We start from the raw sequence: 19,218 nt of genomic DNA, 5'->3' as shown, positions 1-19,218 counted from the left end.
AAAACCTCTGCCATCAACACTTTCTATATATTTTCAATCTACCCGCACACCCGCTAGCCTGATTGCGCCGCAACGACGGCCCATAATTCCAACAATAAATCAGGTGTCCCCGTGAACAACACATCCCCCCAACGTGCTGTGAAAAGCCTGCTTTCCCTTGCCGTGGCCTTTGCCCTGTTCAACAGCCTAAGCGCCTATGCCGCCAACACCGGCGAGCTGCCCTGCACCACCACCGAACAATGCGCGGCCCAAGCGGCCAAGGTCGGCGCCACGCCCGACAGTTCCCAAACCGAACACAAGGCCAAGGGCGACCCCACCCAAACCCAATTCGCCTGGCTCAACCGCATCAACAAAGCCTCGATCGTGATGCTCACCGAAGCAGGCATCGTCAAGCCCGAGATGGGCCAGAAGATCGCCCGCGGTGTGCGCTACGCCATCGCCCAGGCCGAGCAGCCCGGCGGCACGCGCCCCAGTGATGTGCTGCAACTGGAAAAAATCATGACCGACAAGATCGGTCCCGAAGCCTCCTTGATCCACTCCGGCCGCAGCCGCCAGGACATGCTTGCCACCTACCGCCTGGCCGCCCTGCGCAGCCAGGTGCTGGCCTACAGCGAAGCGCTCAACGCCACACGCCAACGGCTGCTGAACATCGCCGACAAAAACGTCGACACCCTGGTGCCCGCCTACACCAACGGCGTGCAGGCCATGCCCATCAGCTATGCGCATTACCTGCTGGCCTTTGAAGCCGCGTTCGACCGCGATGGCCAGCGTATCCGCGAGCTGTACACACGCCTCAACCAGAGCCCGATGGGCACCGCCGTGCTGGCGAACTCGGCGTATCCGCTGAACCGTGAGCGCCTGGCCGAGCTGCTGGGCTTTGATGGCGTGCGCGAGAACTCGCTGGATTCCAGCCAGGTCTCGACCTATGACATTCCCATCGAAGCGGCCAATATGGCGTCATCGTCCGCCATCCGTGTGGGCGCGATGATTGGCGATATCCACACCCAGTATCATCAGATTCGCCCCTGGCTGTTGCTCGATGAGGAAGCCACCTACACCAGCAGCGCCATGCCGCAAAAACGCAACCCGGGCTTGCTGATGCGCGCGCGTGAGAGTGCCTCTGACGTGGTGGGTCTGGCCCAGGCCGTCACCTTGCGCGCGCATAACGTCACCACCGGCATGACCGACTACAAGTTCGCCTTCGACTCGCTGGGCGTGTTCCGCTCGACCCAGGAGATGTTCCACAGCCTCGACGCGGTGCTCGACGCGCTGCAGATCAACCCGCAGCGCGCGCTCGAAGAACTGGAGTCGGAATGGACCACCTCGATGGAACTGGCCGACACGCTGGAGCGCCAGTACAAAGTGCCGTTTCGCATCGGCCACAGCTTTGCCTCGCTGATCGTCACCGAAGCGCGCAGCAACGGCACCACGCCGAAGACCTTCGCCTATGCCGACGCGCAGAAACTGTATAGCCAGGCGGCGGACAAGTACAAATGGACGCCCAATACCCTGCCGCTCGATGAAGCAGGTTTTAGAGCGGCGCTGTCGCCCACCAACATGGTCCAGACCCGCAAAGGCACCGGCGGCCCGCAGCCACAGGAGGTCAAGCGCATGCTGGTGGAGGCGCGCAAGACGCTGCAGGCTGATCAGCAGTGGCTCAAGGCGCGGCATGAAAAGCTCAAAGGCGCCGAAACCCATCTCGACCAGGCCTTCGACAAGCTGGCCGACAGCAAACTCTGAACGGATTGTGGTGGTCGCAGGCTTTGGGCATATTGACGGCCGGGCCGCTTGCGGCCGCCCACCACTGCGTCTTGTCACGGGATAGGCCACCATGGAACTTCGCCATTTACGCTATTTCATCATGGTGGCCGAAGAACGACATTTCACCCGTGCCGCCGCACGCCTGAACATCCAACAACCGCCCCTGAGCCAGCAGATTCGTGCCCTGGAGCAGGAGCTGGGGTTCGATCTGTTCAAGCGCCACCCCAAGGGCGTGGACCTGACGGCCGGTGGCCTGGTGTTTCTTGAAGAAGCCCAAGCCATTTTGGCGCGTGTTGAGCATGGCGCACTCAAGGCCTCCCGCGTGGCCCAGGGTATCGAGGGCACCCTGGCCATCGGTTTCACCAGCTCGGCCGCCGCTCACGCGCTGATCCCACGCATCATCCGCGCCTACCGCGAGCACTACCCGGCGGTAGAGCTGTCGATCAATGAAGGCAGCGCCCGGGAATTGACCGAAGACGCCATCGAAAAACGCATCGACGTCGGCATCCTGCGCGCCCCGGTCAGCACCCATCAAAGCCTGAGCTTCCACCGCTTGCTCAACGAAGAAATGCTGTTGGTCCTGCCCACCGGCCACCCGTTGCTGGACGCCGCCGGCAGCGCCATCCCCATTGGCGCACTCAAGGACGAACGCTTTATTCTGGTACGCCGCCCTGGCGCGCCGGGCATGTACGCCAACTTGATCACCGCCTGCCAGAACGCCGGTTTCGAACCCAGGATTGCCTTTGAAGTGGAACGCATGCTGACCAACGTCAGCCTGGTGGCGGCTGGTGAAGGCATCTCCGTGGTGCCGGCGTCGATGCGCGATGTACACCGTGACAGCGTGGTGTATTGCCGAATCAAAGACGCCAGGCCCAAGCTGCTGGCGCCGATTACGCTGGTGCGGCGCGCGTTTAATCCGTCGGCGCCGTTGCAGAATTTTATTGGGCTGGCGCGGGAGTTGGGGGCGGTGTATCGCAAAGGCTGAGACCCTTCACCCTCGGTTGCGTCATCAAATGAAACCCCTCGCTGAGCAATTCGACCGTGGCACGGATGCTTTCGGTCTGGCGCGGCACCGCGAACAACCCATAGTTGACGCTCAATGCGGCATTGCCAGCGGGCGCCAGCGCAATCACGCGCATGGTGTGCGGGTTGATATTGTCGGCAGGCAACAGGGCAACGCCCAAACCGTTTTCGACAGCCGCGCTGATCACACCGACGTTCGGGCTGGTGACGGTCACGCGAAAGTCGCGACCGGCCGCCAGTAATGCGTCGAACATCAAGCGTCGCCACGCGCAAGGCTCGGCGTACACGATCACGTCCAGAGGCAGCGCCGGATCGACTTCATCGTCAATCGCGCACACCCAATAAAGCGGCACATTCCAGGTGCGCACCGGGTCGGCGGCGAATACCGAGCTGACTCCGATGGCCACATCCAACAGGCCGTCGTGCCAGCGCTGCGCTAACGCATCGCCGTGGTCCACGGTGATTTCCATGTGCATATGCGGGCAGGTGCGGCGCAAACGGCCCAGCGCCGCCGGCAAGGTGGTGACCGCCACGTCTTCGGACAAGCCCACGCGCACAGTGCCCATCACCGTACGCTCCTTCAGGCGTGTGGCGACCGTTTCACCCAGGGCCAGGATGCGTGTGGCGTAGCTGAGCAACAACTCACCCTCGGTGGTGGGCACCACGCCACGCCCAGTTCGGCGCAGCAGGCGTTGCCCAAGCAGCTCCTCCAGACGGCGAATCTGCGCACTCAGGGCCGATTGCGCCCTGCCCGCCTGCTGGGCGGCGCCACTGAGGCTGCCGTGGTGGCACACCGCAACGAAAGTGCGCAGTAAATACGGTTCGAAGGCATCGGATATCATGTTTGGCATAACTCTGAATCAACTGTTATGAGCCTACCTTGATAGCTTGCCCATGGCTACGCTGCTCAGCCTGTTCAATCAGTGAGTAATACGCCATGAACCACACCGAAAACACACGCATCGTTTTGGCCGCACGCCCCGACGGGCGCCCGACAACCAGCGACTTCCGCCTGGAACACTCACCGGTCCCCGAACCCGCCGACGGCGAAGTGTTGCTGGAAAACCTCTACCTGTCCCTCGACCCCTATATGCGCTGGCGCATGAGCGCGGCCAAATCCTATGCCGAGCCGGTGGGCATTGGCGAAGTGATGGTGGGTGGCACCGTCGCGCGCATCAAACAGTCGCGTCACAGCGATTGGCACGAAGGCGATACAGTGCTGGCCTACGCCGGTTGGCAGCGTTTTGCCTTATCCAACGGCCAGGATTTGCGCCGCCTCGACCCCAGCATCGCCCATCCCACCACTGCTCTCGGTGTACTCGGCATGCCGGGATTTACCGCCTACGCCGGGCTGCTGAATATCGGTAAGCCAAAACCGGGCGATACCGTCGTGGTGGCAGCGGCCAGTGGCGCAGTCGGCTCGGTGGTCGGCCAGATCGCTCGGCTGCAGGGTGCCCGCGCCGTGGGGATCGCCGGCGGCGCCGACAAGTGTGCTTTCGTGAAGGATGAACTGGGCTTTGATGCTGTCATCGACCACCGCGCCCCGGACTTTGCCGAGCAACTGGCCAAGGCCTGCCCGGACGGCATTGATGTGTACTTCGAAAACGTCGCCGGGCCGGTGTGGGACGCGGTACGCCCACTGCTCAATAACTTCGCGCGGATTCCGGTGTGCGGGTTGATCGCCCACTACAACGACGGCGCCATCCAGCACGCACAGGCCGACCGATTGCCGGCGACGATGCATGACATCCTCGCCAAGAGCCTGACGGTGCGCGGGTTTATCCAGACCGAATTTGTCGACCAACAACAAGACAGGTTCTTGCAGGAAGCTGCGCAGTGGATCGCCGAGGGCAAACTGAAATTTCGCGAAGACATCATCGACGGTCTGGCCCAGGCACCTGAAGCGTTTATCGGGCTGCTGGAGGGGCGTAATTTCGGCAAGCTGATCGTGCGCCTCAATCCACAATAAACAGCTTCGCACCACTGTGGGTGGATGAGCGATGGCCTTCCATGTCATTGCCCACCTGGTAACTCATCCCGGCCGTCAGCGTGAACTGGCGGCCGTCTTCCAATTCGGTGTGCAATTCCCCTTCCAGGCACAGCAGAATATGCCCGCGCCAGCACCAGTGATCGGCCAGATAGCCAGGGGTGTACTCGACCATGCGCACGCGGGTGGTGCCGAAGTGGCAGGTACGCCACAGGGCATTGCCGGTAATGCCCGGGTGAAGTTCCGGCTCGACGGTGGACCAGTCGGTGGTGCCAAACGGGACAGCGGTCAGTTCCATGGGGGGCTCGGTCGTCAGTTAACGTGGCACGACACTATCCGCCTGGCACACGCAGCGACAGACACAGATCACCAGCTTTTGTGAGATACAGCCGCCCACGCTTGTTATCCTGCCCACCCTGCCCTCATGGACGCGTGCTTATGCAGATCGACCCCGCTTTCATCCTTCATGAAACCGAGCACTGGCGGCTCAACCATCATCTGGCGTCAAAGCTGCCGGGCTACCTGATGCTGGGCGCCAAAGCGCCGATCGACTCCCTGGCTGCTATACCCGAGGCCGCGTTGGCTGAACTGGGTGGCCTGCTCGCTAAAACCCAACGGGTGATGGAGGCACAGCTGCAACCGAAATGGCTGTATATCAGCCGCTACGGACACATGCCGGGCTTGCCGCTGCACTTTCACTTCATCCCGGTGTATGACTGGGTGGAGCAGGCGTTTTGGCGGGATGAGCGCTATCGGGTGCTGCAAGGTTTTGGCTCAAAGGAACAAGGGCTGACCGATGGGGCTGAGCTGACGCTGTTCGTATGGCGCGAATTTGGCGAGAGCCTTACACCGCCACCCGTCCAAGGTCCCACCGTGGAACAGGTTATTCAAACACTGTGCACAGCCTTCGGCGCCGAATGAAATCAACGATGGGAGCTGTCGAGCCGCGGCGAGGCTGCGAAGGCGGCGGCACTGGCGACATATAAGTAGCCTGACCCACCGCTTTCGCAGCCTCGCTAAAGCTCGACAGCTCCCACAGGGGATTGGCTGTGTTGGTTAGATCTCAGTTCGCAGGGCCATCGCGCCATACACAACCCCCCCAGCAACAAAGATCCAATGTGGGAGCTGTCGAGCCCCGGCGAGGCTGCGAAGGCGGCGGCACTGGCGAAATATTAGCTGCCTGACCCACCGCTTTCGCAGCCTCGCTAAAGCTCGACAGCTCCCACAGGGGATTGGCTGTGTTGGTTAGATCTCAGTTCGCAGGGCCATCGCGCCATACACCCCCCCCAGCAACAAAGATCCAATGTGGGAGCTGTCGAGCCCCGGCGAGGCTGCGAAGGCGGCGGCACAGGCGACATATAAGTAGCCTGACCCACCGCTTTCGCAGCCTCGCTAAAGCTCGACAGCTCCCACAGGGGATCAGCTTTGATGCTGAGGTTTCGGTTCGCAGGGCCATCGCGGCAGGCACAATTCCCCCCAGCGACAAAGCTCAAAGGTGGCAAGAGTCAAAGCCGTTTTACCATTGGGATACACGCCAACGCCAACCCCGAAGGCGAGTGATACACCGCCTGCTCCTCACCCACATACCCGCAGGCCCGGTAGAAACTCGCCGCATTCAACGTCGCGTCCAGCACGACCTCTTCAATCGCCAGTTCCCGCGCGAGCTTTTCCAGGTGATCCAGCATGGTCTTGCCGTAACCTCGGCCAGTAAACGCCGGCAGCACAAACAGGGCGCCCACTTCGTTGTTGTCCAGATCGAGCATGCCGGTGGCGACCGGTACGTCATTGACCCAGCCCAGGTAAAACGGCTTGTCCATCAGTGTGTCGTAACCGTCTTCGGCGCTGCCGCGTGTCCACAGCGCCATTTGCTCAGCGGTGTAGGCGCCGATGCATTGGCTGCGGATGGCCAACAGACGAATGTCGAACGCCGCCTGGGCGTCCGCTTGGGTGGCGCGTTTGATCGCTAGCATTGCTCTCTCCATCCATGACCTCACCGTGCCATTAGCACACTTGTGCTAATCGACCCCTTTACCCGGCGGCGCTATATTCCTCGGCACTTCCAACGCTCCCCCCGGCACCGCACACCTGTTGCGCGAGGGTGCATTGCGCGTTGGAAAAACCAAAACAATCCCAAGGAAGAAGCATCATGAACCTGCACGCTCCCGTTACCCGTCTCACCCTGCTCGGCGCCCTGATCATCGGTGTCGCCGGTTGCAGCAACGTCAAGCCCAGCGAAGACCATCTCAAGACGCTGTCGGAAACCAACCTCGGTGAACCGGTCAAGCGTATCTCCAATGTACGCAGCGACTCCATGACCACCTACTACATCGCCAGCGCCGCCTCCGGCGATTACAACTGCTCAGTGCCCAGCGGTGCCAGCGGTGGCATGTTTGCCGTGGCCAGCTTTGGCCTGATGAAGCCTGCCGCCTACTGCCAGCCCAAGGGCGCTCGGGGCAATGGCCTGACGCCGTTTAACCAGTAACGCCCGATTGGCTGAGGTCACGCAGCGTGCCGCGCAGTTCTGCAGGCCGCACCGGTTTGGACAGAATCGCGATCTGGCGGTCGTGCAAGGCCGCCTGGATTTTCTCCACGTCGTGGCCGGTGAGGATCAGCGCCGGCACCGCCCAGCCGCGTTGCTCGCGCAGGGCGTCGATGCATTCGATGCCGGTGGCGTGGTTGCCCAGGTCGTAGTCGGCGACGATGATGTCGCAGTCGCTGGCCAGGCCTTGCCCGCTGGATTCGGCCTGCACCTCGCAGCCCCAGCGCTCCAGCAAGGCCTGGGTGGCCAGCAGCACGTTGTGGTCATCTTCCACCAGGCAGACTTTCAAACCCGTCAGCAGGCCGGCCTGGCGCGCGTCGTCGCGCGCAGCCGGTTGGCGTGGCACCGTCGCCAATGCCAGGCCATGCAAGCTCACAGAGGTGCCATGGCCCACCCGTGATCGCAGGCTCACCTGCACCCCCATCAATTGCCCCAGGCGCTTGACGATGGACAGCCCCAGGCCCACGCCTTCGACGTCCTTGTCGCGCAGTTGGCGGACCCGATAAAACTCTTCGAAGACCTTCACCTGATGCTCCTCGGCAATACCGCGCCCCTGGTCATGCACCTCCACCGACAAGCCGCCGTCGCGCACGCGCACGCCGATCAGCACGGGCCGCTGTGCGCCGTATTTAAAGCAATTGGAGAGCAGGTTCTGCACCATCGTCGCCAGCATCGCGGGGTCGACCTGCACCCAATGCGCACACGGGCGCAGGCGCAGTTGCACCCCGGCCCAATGCGCCGCTTCGGCGTGTTGGCGCACCAGGTCGGCGAGGAATTCGCCCAAGTGAATCACCTGGTACTTGGGCAACAGCCTGCCGTTGTCGAGGGTGTAAAGGTCGAGAATCGAACGGAACAGCTGCGACACGTTGAGCAGCGAGCGGTCGATATTGTCCACCAAGCGCTGCTCAGCCTCGCCCAACTGCGCTTCACGCAAACAGGCGGTGAACAGGCCGATGGAGTGAATAGGCTGGCGCAGATCGTGGCTGGCCTGAGCCAGGAAACGCGATTTTTCCAGGTTAGCGGCGATGGCTTCTTCGGAAGCCTTGCGCGTGCGCTCAAGCAAAATATGCGCGTACACCGGGATCACTGTGCTGGTGATCATCAGCATCAGCACCATGAACGGCTGCGCCTGCCACAGTGGCGTCAGCCGGTACACGATCAGCAGCGCGAGCAAGGCCAGGCCGGTGGCAATCGCCAGGTAGCGCGAGCCGTAGCGCATGCCGTTGCCCAGGTTGACCCACACCATCACCGCATACAGTGGCAATGCCGGTTCGCCGCCCACCACCAGCCCGAACGAGGTGCCGGTGTAGTCATGGATCATGCCGAATATCCGCCGCGCCGGGTAATGCCCTGGCCAGCGCGCAATCACCTGGCGCAACGCGATGGAGACCAGCAGGAACGCGACGATATACAGGATCACCGGCAAGTAGGTGTCAACCGACTGGCCCGGCAAAAAGCCCAGCGCGCCGATGTAGACAATGGCGATGGCGGCCACCACGATGCGCAGGTTGGCCTGGTCGAGTTCGGAATTGGTCTCATGACTCATGGGGGACGTCCTTGTGCGGCATTCGGTCTATCCTTTGCGCGCCAGAGGCGTCCCTGTGGCGCGGTGCTAAAGTAGCATGCCAATGCACACCCATGCCCCAGGAAGGAGCACGCCATGACCGGCCGAATCATCATAGCCGACGACCACCCAATGTTTCGCGAAGGCATGTTGCGCACCGTGCAGCGCCTGTTGCCCGAGGCCGTGGTGCAAGAGGCCGGCGACCTCGATGCGGTGCAGGCGCTGATCCACGAGGGTGGCGACATCGACACGCTGATCCTCGACCTGCGCTTCCCGGGCCTTACCTGCATGAGCCAACTGGCCGACCTGCGCCAGCAACTGCGGCGCACCACCTTGATCGTGGTGTCGATGGTCGATGACCCGGCGCTGATCGACCAGGTCATGGCCCTGGGCGCCGATGGCTTTATCGGCAAGAACATCAGCCCCGATGAAATCGGCCAGGCCCTGTTGGCGATCCGCGAAGGCGAAGTGCTGGTCAAGTTTTCTCCCTCCGGCCTGCTGCCGCTGGGCACCCACAGCCTCACCGCGCGCCAGCAGGAAGTGCTGCGCCTGATCGCCCAAGGCAAGACCAACAAGGAAATCGCCAAGGCCCTGGCGATCTCGCCGTTCACCGTGCGCATCCATGTGTCGTCGCTGCTGCGCAGTTTGAAAGTGCCCTCGCGCGCCGCGGCGGCGGTCAAGTATTCCGGGGAGTTCTAGGCGTTTTCATGGCCTGGGCGATGCCCTGGCGGCGGTAGTCCGGCAGCACCAGCAGGTGTTGCAGGAAGCTGCGCCGGCCACGCACCCATGAATACACGACCGGCTGACCGCTTCGGCTATCGCAGCGCAAACCAGGTGGTTTTCAGCTGCGTGTACTTGTCGAATGAGTGCAGCGACAGGTCACGCCCGAACCCGGACTGCTTGCCACCCCCGAACGGCACCGCGACATCCAGGGCGTCGACAGTGTTGACCGACACGGTGCCGACATTCAACGCTCGCGCCACCCGATGCGCGCGATTGAGGCCATCACTCCAGACCGAGGCCGCCAGCCCGTAGACGCTGTCATTGGCTTGCTGTATCGCTTGCTCCTCAGTGTCAAAGGCGCTGATCGCCAACACCGGGCCAAACACTTCATCGCGCGCGAGCTGCATGTCGCCGGTCACCTCAGCAAAAATCGTCGGCTGGATGAAGTTGGAGGAGCCATTCATGCTCACTTGCTCGCCACCCGCCAGCAGCTTGGCGCCCTCGCCCTGGGCCTGATTGATCGCCCTCATGATGCGGGCGGTTTGCTCACTGTCGACAATGGCACCGGCAGCGCTGCCAGGGTCCAGCGGATCACCCGGCATCCACGCACGCGCCTTGGCAATCACACGCTCGACAAATTCATCATGGATGGAGCGTTGCACATACAGCCGCGAGTTGGCCGAGCACACTTCGCCCTGGTTGAAAAAAATCCCGAAGGCCGCTTTCTCGGCCGCCAGGTCCAGGTCCTGGCAGTCGTCAAACACCAGGTTCGCGCTCTTGCCGCCACACTCCAGCCACACCTGCTTCAAGTTGGACTGCGCCGAGTACTGCATAAAATACTTGCCGACCTGCGTGGAGCCGGTGAACACCAGGCAATCCACGTCAGGGTGCAGCCCCAGCGCCTTGCCGGCACTTTCGCCGAGGCCCGGCACCACATTCAAAACACCTTCCGGGATACCCGCTTCCAGGGCCAGTTGGGCCAGGCGCAGGGCCGAAAAGGGTGACTGCTCGGCGGGTTTGAGCACCACGCTGTTACCGGCTGCCAACGCCGGTGCGAGCTTCCAGGCCGCCATGTCGAGTGGAAAATTCCACGGCACCACCGCCGCAACAACGCCCAATGCTTCACGGGTGATGGTCGCCAGTGCGTTGTGCGCGGTGGGCGCGACTTGATCGTAGAGCTTGTCCAGCGCCTCGCCGTACCAGGCAAATACATACGCGGCGCCGGGCACATCAATGTTGTAGGCGTCCATCACCGGCTTGCCCATGTTCAGCGAATCCAGGAGGGCCAGCTCTTCGCGATGGGTCATCAGCAACTCGGAGAGCCTGATCAGGATTTTCTTGCGCTCAACCGGCGGCATACGCCGCCAAGGGCCGCTTTCGAAAGCCTGGCGGGCGCTGCGCACGGCCAGGTCTACTTCTGCGTCACCACAGGCGGCCACACGCGCCAGCAGCTGGTGGGTGGCGGGGTTGATTGCATCAAAAGTCGCCTCGCTGGCTGCGCTCACGGGCCGACCACCGATCAAGGCGGTGTCGATGAAGGTCTGGCGGGCAACGCGTTGTTGCCAGTAATGAAGGTCGAACACGGTGTACTCCCAATGAAGGTCGATGGACAGGCGAAGGTTTTATTCCGCGATCTGCAGTTCAGGCATCTTCACGCGCAAGCCGCGCGTGATCCCCAGCAAACAAATAAGGCCAACCCCCATCCAGCACAGGCCGATGGTGAAGGACAGGCTCGACAGGCTGGTCCACAGCCAGACCGTGCTGAGGAACCCCAGCGCCGGCAGCGCGGCGTACAGCAGGTAATTACGGGTGCCGCGTAACTGCTGGTCGACCACGTAATGCTTGATCACCGCCAGGTTCACCGCCGAGAACGCGAACAGCGCGCCGAAGCTGATCATGTTGGCCACTGTGTCCAGGGTGATAAACAGCGCAATCAACGAGAACAGACTGACCAGCACAATCGCGGTGGCCGGCACGCGTTTTGTCGTCACCAGCTTGCCGAGCACGCGAGGCAGCGCGCCGTCGCGGCCCATGGCAAACAACACCCGCGACACACTGGCCTGGGAGACCATCGCCGAGGCGAAACAGCCGGCCACATAAGTGGCGGTAAACGCCGTCACCAGCACCTCGCCACCGACCCGGCGCATTACATCCACCGAGGCCGAATCCGGGTCGGCGAAGGTGTTCCATTCCGGGAAGACCATTTGCGCGAAATACGACACCAGCAAAAACAACAAGCCGCCGAACAACGACACCACCATGATCGCCAGTGGAATGGTGCGACGCGGGTTGGGGGTTTCCTCGGCCATGGTCGACACCGCATCGAAGCCCAGGAACGACAAGCACAGCACCGCCGCACCGGCCATGATCAAGGGTGCGCTAAAGCCTTCATGATGGAATGGCGCCAGCAGCGATACGGGCGCCGGCTGACCGCTGAGGTTGTGCACCGACAGCGCCACGAACACCACGATGAACACCAACTGGGCCACGATCAGGATCCAGTTGACCCGCGTGATGGACTCGATACCGACCAGGTTCAGCGTGGTTACCAGCGCAATCGAGCCGAGCACCCACACGGCGGTCGGTACAGCGGGGAAGTACTCGGACATGTAGATGCCGATCAGCAGGTAACTGAGCAGCGGCAAAAAGATGTAGTCGAGCAGCAAGGTCCAGCCGGCGATAAAACCGAAGTACGCACCAAACGCCTTGCGCGTATAGGAGTAAACCGAGCCGGAAAACGGATGCGCCTGGACCATGCGACCATAGCTGTAGGCGGTCAGTAGCATGGCCGCCAGAGTCAGCATATAGGCGGTCGGCAAGTGCCCCTTGGTCATCTGCGTGACCAGCCCGTAGGTGGTAAAGACCGCCAGCGGCACCATGTAGGCCAGGCCGAACAGCACCAGCCCGACCAGCCCCAGCGGCTGGCGAAAACGCCGCGTTGAAGCGGCTTTGGTTGAGGTGTGATGGGAGGGAGTTTCGGCCACGCTTGTTATTGTATTCATGGGTGACTCCTGGAAAGAGGGATGCGGGCCATCGCGGCAGTCGATAACCTCGCTGCCGTTCAAGCCGTGTCTGATGGAGATTGCCCGCCACCCCGCGCCTGAGGGTGGTGGGCAGGTCACTTCAGAGTTTTCCCGCGATCCGTGCGGTGCGGTCTACCGCAATCCGGGTCTTGTCGACCAGCTCATCCAGCTCTGCGCGCGTGGCCACCAGAGCCGGCGCCATGATCATGCGGCCGAGCGTTGAGCGGATGATCACGCCCTCTTCAAAGCCAAAGGTGCGGCACTGCCAGGCCAGGTCGTTTTCGTTGGCAAAGCGTTTGCGCGTGGCCTTGTCTTCGACGAACTGCAACGCCCCGAGCAGGCCCGTGCCCTGGATCTCACCGATCATTGGGTGGTTGCCGAACACGTCGTGCAGCAGTTGCTGCAAGTACGGCCCGGTGTCGTCCTTGACCTGGCGCACGATGCCTTCATCGCGCAGCGCCTTGAGGTTGGCCAGCGCCACCGCCGCCGCCACCGGGTGACCGGAATAGGTCAGCCCGTGGGCGAACACACCACCCTGCTCCACCAGCGCCTCGGCGATGCGTTTGCTCAGCACCAGGCCGCCCATCGGCAGGTAGCCCGAGGTCAGGCCCTTGGCGATCGACAAGGTGTCGGGCTCGAAGCCGAAGTGCTGATGGGCGAACCATTCACCGGTACGACCAAACCCACCAATCACCTCATCGGCGCACAGCAGCACATCGTATTGGCGGCAAATGCGCTGGATTTCAGGCCAGTAGCTTTCTGGTGGGAAGATCATGCCGCCCGCACCCTGGAACGGCTCGGCGATAAAACCGGCGACATTTTCGGCGCCCAATTCCAGAATCTTTTCTTCCAGTTGCAGCGCGCAACGACGGCCAAACTCGGCCGGTGTCAGCTCGCCGCCATGGGCAAACCAATACGGCTCGTCGATGTGCGCGACGTCGGGAATCATGCCGCCCATGTCGTGCATGAACTTCATGCCGCCCAGCGCCGAGGCCGCGAGCGTTGAGCCGTGATAGCCGTTCCAGCGGCCGATCATGATTTTCTTCTGCGGTTGCCCGACCACTTGCCAGTAACGGCGCACGGTACGGATCAACACCTCATTGGCCTCGGAGCCGGAGTTGGTGTAGATCACATGGCTGTAGTGCCCCGGCAACAGGCTGAAGAGCAGCTCCGACAGCTCGATCACCGCCGGGTGGGTGGTGTGAAAGAACATGTTGTAGTACGCCAGCTGGTCCATCTGCGCGGCGGCGGCGGCAGTCAGGTCGCGGCGGCCATAACCGAGCTGGGTACACCACAGGCCGGACATGCCGTCCAGGTAACGCTGGCCTTCGCTGTCCCACAGGTACAAGCCCTCGCCGCGCACCATCACACGCGGGCCTTCGGCGTTCAGCGCCTTCTGGTCGACAAACCCATGGATATGGTGGGCCGCATCAGACTGCTGGTAATCCTCGGTGCGACGGTTGATTTGGGCGGGTAGGTTCATGGTTTTTCTCTCTTATTGGTCGTGACGCAAGGGCTGGCAAGCCACTCAGCGGTGCTTGCTCATGTAACTTTCAAGCGGGTCTTTGCTCAGCACGCCCTGGGCTTCGGCGAGCGAGTCGATAAACAGGGCAAACAGTTCCGACTGCGCGCCGATATCGAGCTTGGTGTAGATGTGTTTGCGATGGGACTTGATGGTGTCTTCCGCCACCTCAAGGCGCTCGGCCAGCGAGCGGGTGGAATGCCCGCGCAAAATGAGTTGGGCGATGCGGCACTCACGCTCGGTCAGGATCGACGAGCCGAAGTTGTTCAATGCCGCGTGAATACGTTGCTCCAGCAGGTTTTCGAAGCGTGCGCCGTGGGCATCCAGGCCGACAAAATGTTTGCCCAGCACGGCCAGTACCCAAGGGGTTATGCGCTTGAATTGCGCGATGGTGGCGGCGTCGAGCTTTTGCGTAAACGCCAGGGACACCGCAAGGCTGGAGCCTTTGCTCGACTGCAGGATGTAATTGAGCTCGTCTTCGAGCTGAGAGTGCCGGTAGAACGACTGGAAGTACTCGCTGAGCTCGAAGTGGTCAGGCGCAACGTCTGCCAAGGCATAGCAGCCTGAACTGACGCCTTCCACACAGGCGTCGTAAAACGGGTCGAGCAAGTAAAAGCCCGACAGGTACTGGCGCACATTGCCTTGCGGCAACCACGGCCCATCCAGCTCGAACAGTGCACTGGGCATGCCGCCGCGCGGGTAAAAATACAGCGTCGTGGCCTGTATAGGCTGCACACACCCGAGGGCATCGAACAAGGCGGCAGCGAACCCCGATTGCCCGATATTATCGGTCACCAGGGCCATCTGTTCGAACCATTGCGCAGAAGAAAGCCGGTCGTTTTCCATGTCGAAGCCTCGCTCAAAGAACTGCAAGGATGGTCACACACCCGCTCCGTCCTCGAAATCACCCGATAGGGTGAGCTTGCATCCGATATTTATGCTCACTCCAAAGCTTAATAATATTTTATTAAAAAACGCCCTCCCCCTAGCCTTGAAGCCATGCCCAAGCTGAATCCAACTGCATTACGCAAGGACAGACACATGACTCAAGCCATAACAAAAACAGACACACTGGTAGTGGGAGCCGGTCAGGCCGGTGTGGCCATGAGCGAGCACCTGAGCAAGCAAGGCGTGCCGCACCTGGTGCTGGAGCGCAGCCGTATCGCCGAGCGCTGGCGCACCGGGCGCTGGGATTCGCTGGTCGCCAACGGCCCGGCCTGGCATGACCGCTTCCCCGGCCTGGAATTTGATGACGTCGCCGCCGATGGTTTTGCGCCAAAAGAGCGCGTGGCCGATTACTTCGAAGCCTATGCCCGCAAGTTCAATGCACCGATCCGCACCGGCGTGGACGTGACCTCTGTGGTGCGTAACGTGGGCCGCCCAGGCTTTACCGTGCACACCAGCGAAGGCGTGATCGAAGCCAACCGTGTAGTCGCCGCCACCGGGCCGTTCCAGAAGCCGGTGATCCCGGCCATCGCGCCCAAAGACAGCGCGCTGCACCAGATCCACTCCGCCGACTACCGCAACCCCGCACAACTGCCCGCCGGCGCCGTGCTGGTGGTGGGCGCCGGTTCATCCGGCGTGCAAATTGCCGATGAGCTGCAGCGTTCCGGGCGCCAGGTGTACCTGTCGGTCGGTGCCCACGACCGCCCGCCGCGTGCCTATCGCAACCGAGACTTCTGCTGGTGGCTGGGCGTGTTGGGTGAGTGGGACCAGGCCGCGATGAAACCCGGTCGCGAGCACGTGACCATTGCCGTGAGCGGCGCCCACGGCGGCAAGACCATCGATTTTCGTGAGCTCGCCCAGCAAGGCATGACCCTGGTCGGCCTCACCCAAGCCTTCGACGGCAACGTCGCGCGCTTCCAAGCCAATCTGGTTGAAAACCTGGCCCGTGGCGACGAGAACTACCTGGCTTTGCTGGATGCGGCGGACGCCTACATCGAGCGCAACGGCCTCGACCTGCCCGTGGAGCCCCAAGCGCGCCGCGTATTCCCGGATGCCGAGTGCATCAAAAACCCGATCCTGGAACTGGACCTGGCCAAGGCCGGTATCACCTCGATCATCTGGGCCACCGGGTTTGCCGTGGATTACAGCTGGCTGAAAGTCGACGCGTTTGACGCCGCCGGCAAGCCGCAGCACCAGCGCGGTGTGGCCAGCGAGTCGGGCATCTACTTCCTGGGTTTGCCGTGGCAGTCGCGCCGGGGCTCGTCGTTCATCTGGGGCGTGTGGCATGACGCCAAATACGTGGCCGACCACATCGCCATCCAGCGCCAATACCTTGAGTACCGCGAAGCCGCACCGGTTTTTCACAAGTCGCCTGTCATAGCCTGAGCACTTTTTTCGGAGTTTTTTTGATGCCTACTCACACTCGCATCCGCATGTTCAACACCAAGGAAACCTACCCTAACCAGAGCCTCGACAACGACCTGTGCCAGGCCGTGCGTGCCGGCAACACCGTATATGTGCGCGGCCAGGTCGGCACCGATTTCGACGGCAACCTGATTGGCCTTGGCGACCCGCGTGCCCAGGCCGAGCAAGCGATGAAAAACGTCAAGCAACTGCTCGAAGAGGCCGGCTCCGACCTGAGCCATATCGTCAAGACCACCACCTATCTGATCGACCCGCGCTACCGTGAGCCGGTGTACCAGGAAGTCGGCAAGTGGCTCAAAGGCGTGTTCCCGATCTCTACCGGGCTGGTGGTGTCGGCCCTGGGCCAGCCACAGTGGCTGATGGAAATTGATGTGATTGCCGTGATCCCCGAATAAGGAGCTGCCCATGACCTTTTCAATCGTCGCCCGTTGCGCGGACACCGGCCAACTGGGCATCGCCATCAGCTCCTCGAGCATCGCCGTGGGCGCCCGCTGCCCATGGCTGCGGCCCGGCGTGGGCGCAGTGTCGACCCAGAACATCACGTTGCCGGCCCTCGGCCCGGACGTGCTCGACCTGCTGGAACAAGGCCTCGATCCTGCGGCCGCCGTCGACAAAGCCCTGACGAGCAACGGCTACAGCCAATACCGACAACTGACGGCGATTGATCACCTGGGCCGCAGTGTGCATTTCAGTGGCAGCGAAACCCTCGGCACCCACAATGCCGTGTCGGGCGAACAGTGTGTGGCGGCGGGCAATATGCTCGCCGACCGCGCAGTAATCGAAGCGATGGTGCATGCCTTCGAACACGGCGAAGGCCAGCTCGCCGATCGACTGCTGGCGGCGATGCACGCCGCCATCAACGCCGGTGGCGAAGCCGGGCCGGTGCATTCCGCCGCGCTGGTGGTGGTGGGCGAACTGACCTGGCCGATCATCAACCTGCGCGTGGACTGGGCCGATGAACAGCCCATCGCCGAACTGCAAAAGCTCTGGGATGCCTACCGCCCGCAAGTGCAGGACTACATCGACCGCGCCCTCGCCCCCGACCGCTCGCCGGGCTACGGCGTGGCCGGAGACGAGCGATGAGCCGCAGCCGCGAACTGCTGCAGACGCTGGTGGGCTTTGATACCACCAGCCGCGAGTCCAACCTGTTGCTGATCGAATTTGTGCGCGATTACCTGACGGGTTACGGCGTGGCCAGCGAACTGGTCTACAACAAGGAACGCAGCAAGGCCAACCTGTTCGCCAGTATCGGCCCGGCGCATTTGCCGGGCATTGTGCTGTCGGGGCACACCGACGTGGTGCCGGTGGACGGCCAACCGTGGACTGTGCCGCCGTTTGCGCTGACCGAGCGCGACGGCAAGCTGTTTGGCCGCGGCACGGCGGATATGAAGGGTTATATCGCCTGTGTGCTGGCGTTGGTGCCAGCGTTGGTGAAAGCCAACTTGCGTATCCCGGTGCATATCGCCCTGTCTTACGACGAAGAAGTCGGCTGCCTGGGCGTGCGCTCGTTGCTCGCAGTGCTGGAGCAGCGGCCGGTGAAACCGATGCTGTGCATTATCGGTGAGCCGACCGAACTGAAACCGGTGCTCGGCCACAAGGGCAAACTGGCGATGCGTTGTGATGTGCATGGCGAGGCGTGCCATTCGGCGTATGCGCCCTATGGGGTGAATGCGATTGAGCATGCCGCCGAGTTGATTGGCGAACTGGGGCGCATTGGCCAGCGGCTGCGCGAGCAGCAGGACCCGCGGTTTGACCCGCCGTTCAGCACGGTGCAGACCGGCGTGATTACGGGCGGCAAGGCCTTGAATATCGTGCCTGCCGACTGCCGCTTTGATTTTGAAGTGCGCGCATTGCCGTCGATGGACCCGGGTGAAGTGGCTGAGGAGTTGCAAGCCTATGCCATGCAGCAGGTGTTGCCGCGTATGCAGGCCGTGAGTAAACAGAGCGCGATTCGGTTTACTGAGCTTTCGGCATATCCGGGATTAGTCACCGACGAGCGCAGCCAGGCAGCGGAGTTGATCGCAGCGTTCAGTGGTTCGCGGGACTTCGGCACCGTGGCGTTTGGCACCGAAGGTGGGTTGTTTGATGCGGTGGGCATACCCACGGTGGTGTGCGGGCCGGGGAGCATGGACCAGGGGCATAAGCCGGATGAGTTTGTGAGCCTCGAACAGTTGGCTGGGTGTGATGCCATGCTGGCGCGCATGCTCGACTCAATCCGCGCCTAAGCCACCTCCCTACCAAACACCACAGTTCAACTGTGGGAGCCGGGCTTGCCCGCGATGGCGGTGTATCAGATGGCACATTTGCAGCTGGCCCACCGCTATCGCAGGCAAGCCAGCTCCCACATTTTTTGCCCTGTGTTCCAGTCCAGGCACCGCACAACCTGTGGGAGCCGGGCTTGCCCGCGATGGCGGTGTATCAGGTGGCACATTTGCGGCTGGCCCATTCTCAGCTGGCACACCGCTATCGCAGGCAAGCCAGCTCCCACATTTTTTGCCCTGTGTTCCAGTCCAGGCACCGCACAACCTGTGGGAGCCGGGCTTGCCCGCGATGGCGGTGTATCAGATGGCCCATTCTCAGCTGGCCCACCGCTATCGCAGGCAAGCCAGCTCCCACATTTTTTGCCCTGTGTTCCAGTCCAGGCACCGCACAACCTGTGGGAGCCGGGCTTGCCCGCGATGGCGGTGTATCAGGTGGCACATTTGC

18 protein-coding genes are annotated in these 19,218 nt (G+C 62.2%); 10 read left to right on the top strand and 8 right to left on the bottom strand.

Annotated features, from left to right (window positions below):
• Nucleotides 1–111: 111 nt before the first annotated feature.
• Nucleotides 112–1,740, top strand: coding sequence for an argininosuccinate lyase (locus HBO41_RS29100; protein ID WP_346342997.1), 1,629 nt, complete (start codon nucleotides 112–114; stop codon nucleotides 1,738–1,740).
• A gap of 91 nt (nucleotides 1,741–1,831) precedes the next feature.
• Nucleotides 1,832–2,746, top strand: a complete 915-nt coding sequence (locus HBO41_RS29095; protein WP_169988739.1) for a LysR substrate-binding domain-containing protein — start codon at nucleotides 1,832–1,834, stop codon at nucleotides 2,744–2,746.
• On the opposite strand, the gene HBO41_RS29090 is transcribed toward HBO41_RS29095, so the two are convergent.
• A complete protein-coding gene (locus HBO41_RS29090) occupies nucleotides 2,700–3,635 on the bottom strand; it encodes a LysR family transcriptional regulator (protein WP_099548708.1) in 936 nt (311 codons plus the stop codon). The two genes, HBO41_RS29095 and HBO41_RS29090, sit on opposite strands and share 47 nt — an antisense overlap.
• A gap of 86 nt (nucleotides 3,636–3,721) precedes the next feature.
• Between HBO41_RS29090 and HBO41_RS29085 the strand changes: the two genes are divergently transcribed.
• Nucleotides 3,722–4,753 (top strand): NADP-dependent oxidoreductase, encoded by a 1,032-nt coding sequence (locus HBO41_RS29085; protein WP_138450244.1) that lies wholly within the window; start codon nucleotides 3,722–3,724, stop codon nucleotides 4,751–4,753.
• Here HBO41_RS29085 and HBO41_RS29080 read toward each other — a convergent pair.
• Entirely contained in the window at nucleotides 4,740–5,069 is a 330-nt protein-coding gene (locus HBO41_RS29080) for a DHCW motif cupin fold protein (protein ID WP_169988736.1), read from the bottom strand. The two genes, HBO41_RS29085 and HBO41_RS29080, sit on opposite strands and share 14 nt — an antisense overlap.
• A 140-nt stretch (nucleotides 5,070–5,209) precedes the next feature.
• Between HBO41_RS29080 and HBO41_RS29075 the strand changes: the two genes are divergently transcribed.
• Nucleotides 5,210–5,692, top strand: coding sequence for an HIT family protein (locus tag HBO41_RS29075; protein WP_169988734.1), 483 nt, complete (start codon nucleotides 5,210–5,212; stop codon nucleotides 5,690–5,692).
• A 584-nt stretch (nucleotides 5,693–6,276) separates the two neighbouring features.
• Here the strand turns inward: HBO41_RS29075 and HBO41_RS29070 are convergent.
• Nucleotides 6,277–6,741 (bottom strand): GNAT family N-acetyltransferase, encoded by a 465-nt coding sequence (locus HBO41_RS29070; RefSeq protein ID WP_017134556.1) that lies wholly within the window; start codon nucleotides 6,739–6,741, stop codon nucleotides 6,277–6,279.
• Nucleotides 6,742–6,917: 176 nt separating this feature from the next.
• On the opposite strand from HBO41_RS29070, the gene HBO41_RS29065 reads away from it, so the two are divergent.
• Nucleotides 6,918–7,253 carry a hypothetical protein gene (locus HBO41_RS29065; protein ID WP_017134555.1) on the top strand — a complete coding sequence of 112 codons (336 nt, stop codon included), beginning with the start codon at nucleotides 6,918–6,920 and terminating at the stop codon, nucleotides 7,251–7,253.
• Here the strand turns inward: HBO41_RS29065 and HBO41_RS29060 are convergent.
• Nucleotides 7,243–8,856, bottom strand: coding sequence for a hybrid sensor histidine kinase/response regulator (locus tag HBO41_RS29060; RefSeq protein WP_017134554.1), 1,614 nt, complete (start codon nucleotides 8,854–8,856; stop codon nucleotides 7,243–7,245). The genes HBO41_RS29065 and HBO41_RS29060 overlap by 11 nt on opposite strands.
• Nucleotides 8,857–8,970: 114 nt before the next feature.
• Between HBO41_RS29060 and HBO41_RS29055 the strand changes: the two genes are divergently transcribed.
• A complete protein-coding gene (locus tag HBO41_RS29055; protein WP_169988731.1) occupies nucleotides 8,971–9,573 on the top strand; it encodes a response regulator transcription factor in 603 nt (200 codons plus the stop codon).
• Nucleotides 9,574–9,689: 116 nt separating this feature from the next.
• Here the strand turns inward: HBO41_RS29055 and HBO41_RS29050 are convergent, their stop codons facing one another.
• The 4 genes from HBO41_RS29050 to HBO41_RS29035 form a co-directional block, all read right to left on the bottom strand.
• Entirely contained in the window at nucleotides 9,690–11,180 is a 1,491-nt protein-coding gene (locus tag HBO41_RS29050; RefSeq protein WP_169988729.1) for an aldehyde dehydrogenase, read from the bottom strand.
• A 39-nt stretch (nucleotides 11,181–11,219) separates the two neighbouring features.
• Nucleotides 11,220–12,599, bottom strand: coding sequence for an APC family permease (locus HBO41_RS29045; protein WP_138453198.1), 1,380 nt, complete (start codon nucleotides 12,597–12,599; stop codon nucleotides 11,220–11,222).
• Nucleotides 12,600–12,720: 121 nt separating this feature from the next.
• Nucleotides 12,721–14,103 carry an aspartate aminotransferase family protein gene (locus tag HBO41_RS29040; RefSeq protein WP_169988727.1) on the bottom strand — a complete coding sequence of 461 codons (1,383 nt, stop codon included), beginning with the start codon at nucleotides 14,101–14,103 and terminating at the stop codon, nucleotides 12,721–12,723.
• Between the two features lie 45 nt (nucleotides 14,104–14,148).
• Nucleotides 14,149–14,988 (bottom strand): helix-turn-helix transcriptional regulator, encoded by an 840-nt coding sequence (locus HBO41_RS29035; RefSeq protein WP_026013485.1) that lies wholly within the window; start codon nucleotides 14,986–14,988, stop codon nucleotides 14,149–14,151.
• 153 nt (nucleotides 14,989–15,141) lie between these two features.
• Here HBO41_RS29035 and HBO41_RS29030 point away from each other — a divergent pair, with 153 nt between their 5' ends.
• The 4 genes from HBO41_RS29030 to argE are packed head-to-tail and all read left to right on the top strand — an operon-like array spanning nucleotide 15,142 to nucleotide 18,737.
• Nucleotides 15,142–16,473 (top strand): flavin-containing monooxygenase, encoded by a 1,332-nt coding sequence (locus HBO41_RS29030; protein ID WP_407073970.1) that lies wholly within the window; start codon nucleotides 15,142–15,144, stop codon nucleotides 16,471–16,473.
• 23 nt (nucleotides 16,474–16,496) lie between these two features.
• Nucleotides 16,497–16,907: a RidA family protein gene (locus tag HBO41_RS29025; RefSeq protein WP_003207327.1), complete on the top strand. Its 411-nt coding sequence runs from the start codon at nucleotides 16,497–16,499 to the stop codon at nucleotides 16,905–16,907.
• Between the two features lie 10 nt (nucleotides 16,908–16,917).
• The gene (locus HBO41_RS29020) at nucleotides 16,918–17,595 is read left to right on the top strand and encodes a DUF1028 domain-containing protein (protein WP_138453506.1); all 678 of its coding nucleotides are present in this window, start codon (nucleotides 16,918–16,920) and stop codon (nucleotides 17,593–17,595) included.
• Entirely contained in the window at nucleotides 17,592–18,737 is a 1,146-nt protein-coding gene (gene argE / locus HBO41_RS29015; RefSeq protein ID WP_169988723.1) for an acetylornithine deacetylase, read from the top strand. The genes HBO41_RS29020 and argE overlap by 4 nt, the downstream gene beginning before the upstream one ends.
• Nucleotides 18,738–19,218 lie beyond the last annotated feature (481 nt).

The sequence above is a fragment of the Pseudomonas sp. WS 5146 genome, assembly GCF_012985495.1.
Lineage (GTDB): Bacteria > Pseudomonadota > Gammaproteobacteria > Pseudomonadales > Pseudomonadaceae > Aquipseudomonas > Aquipseudomonas edaphica.
Note: the sequence above shows the minus strand (reverse complement) of the source record. Positions and strands in the feature narration are given on the sequence as shown.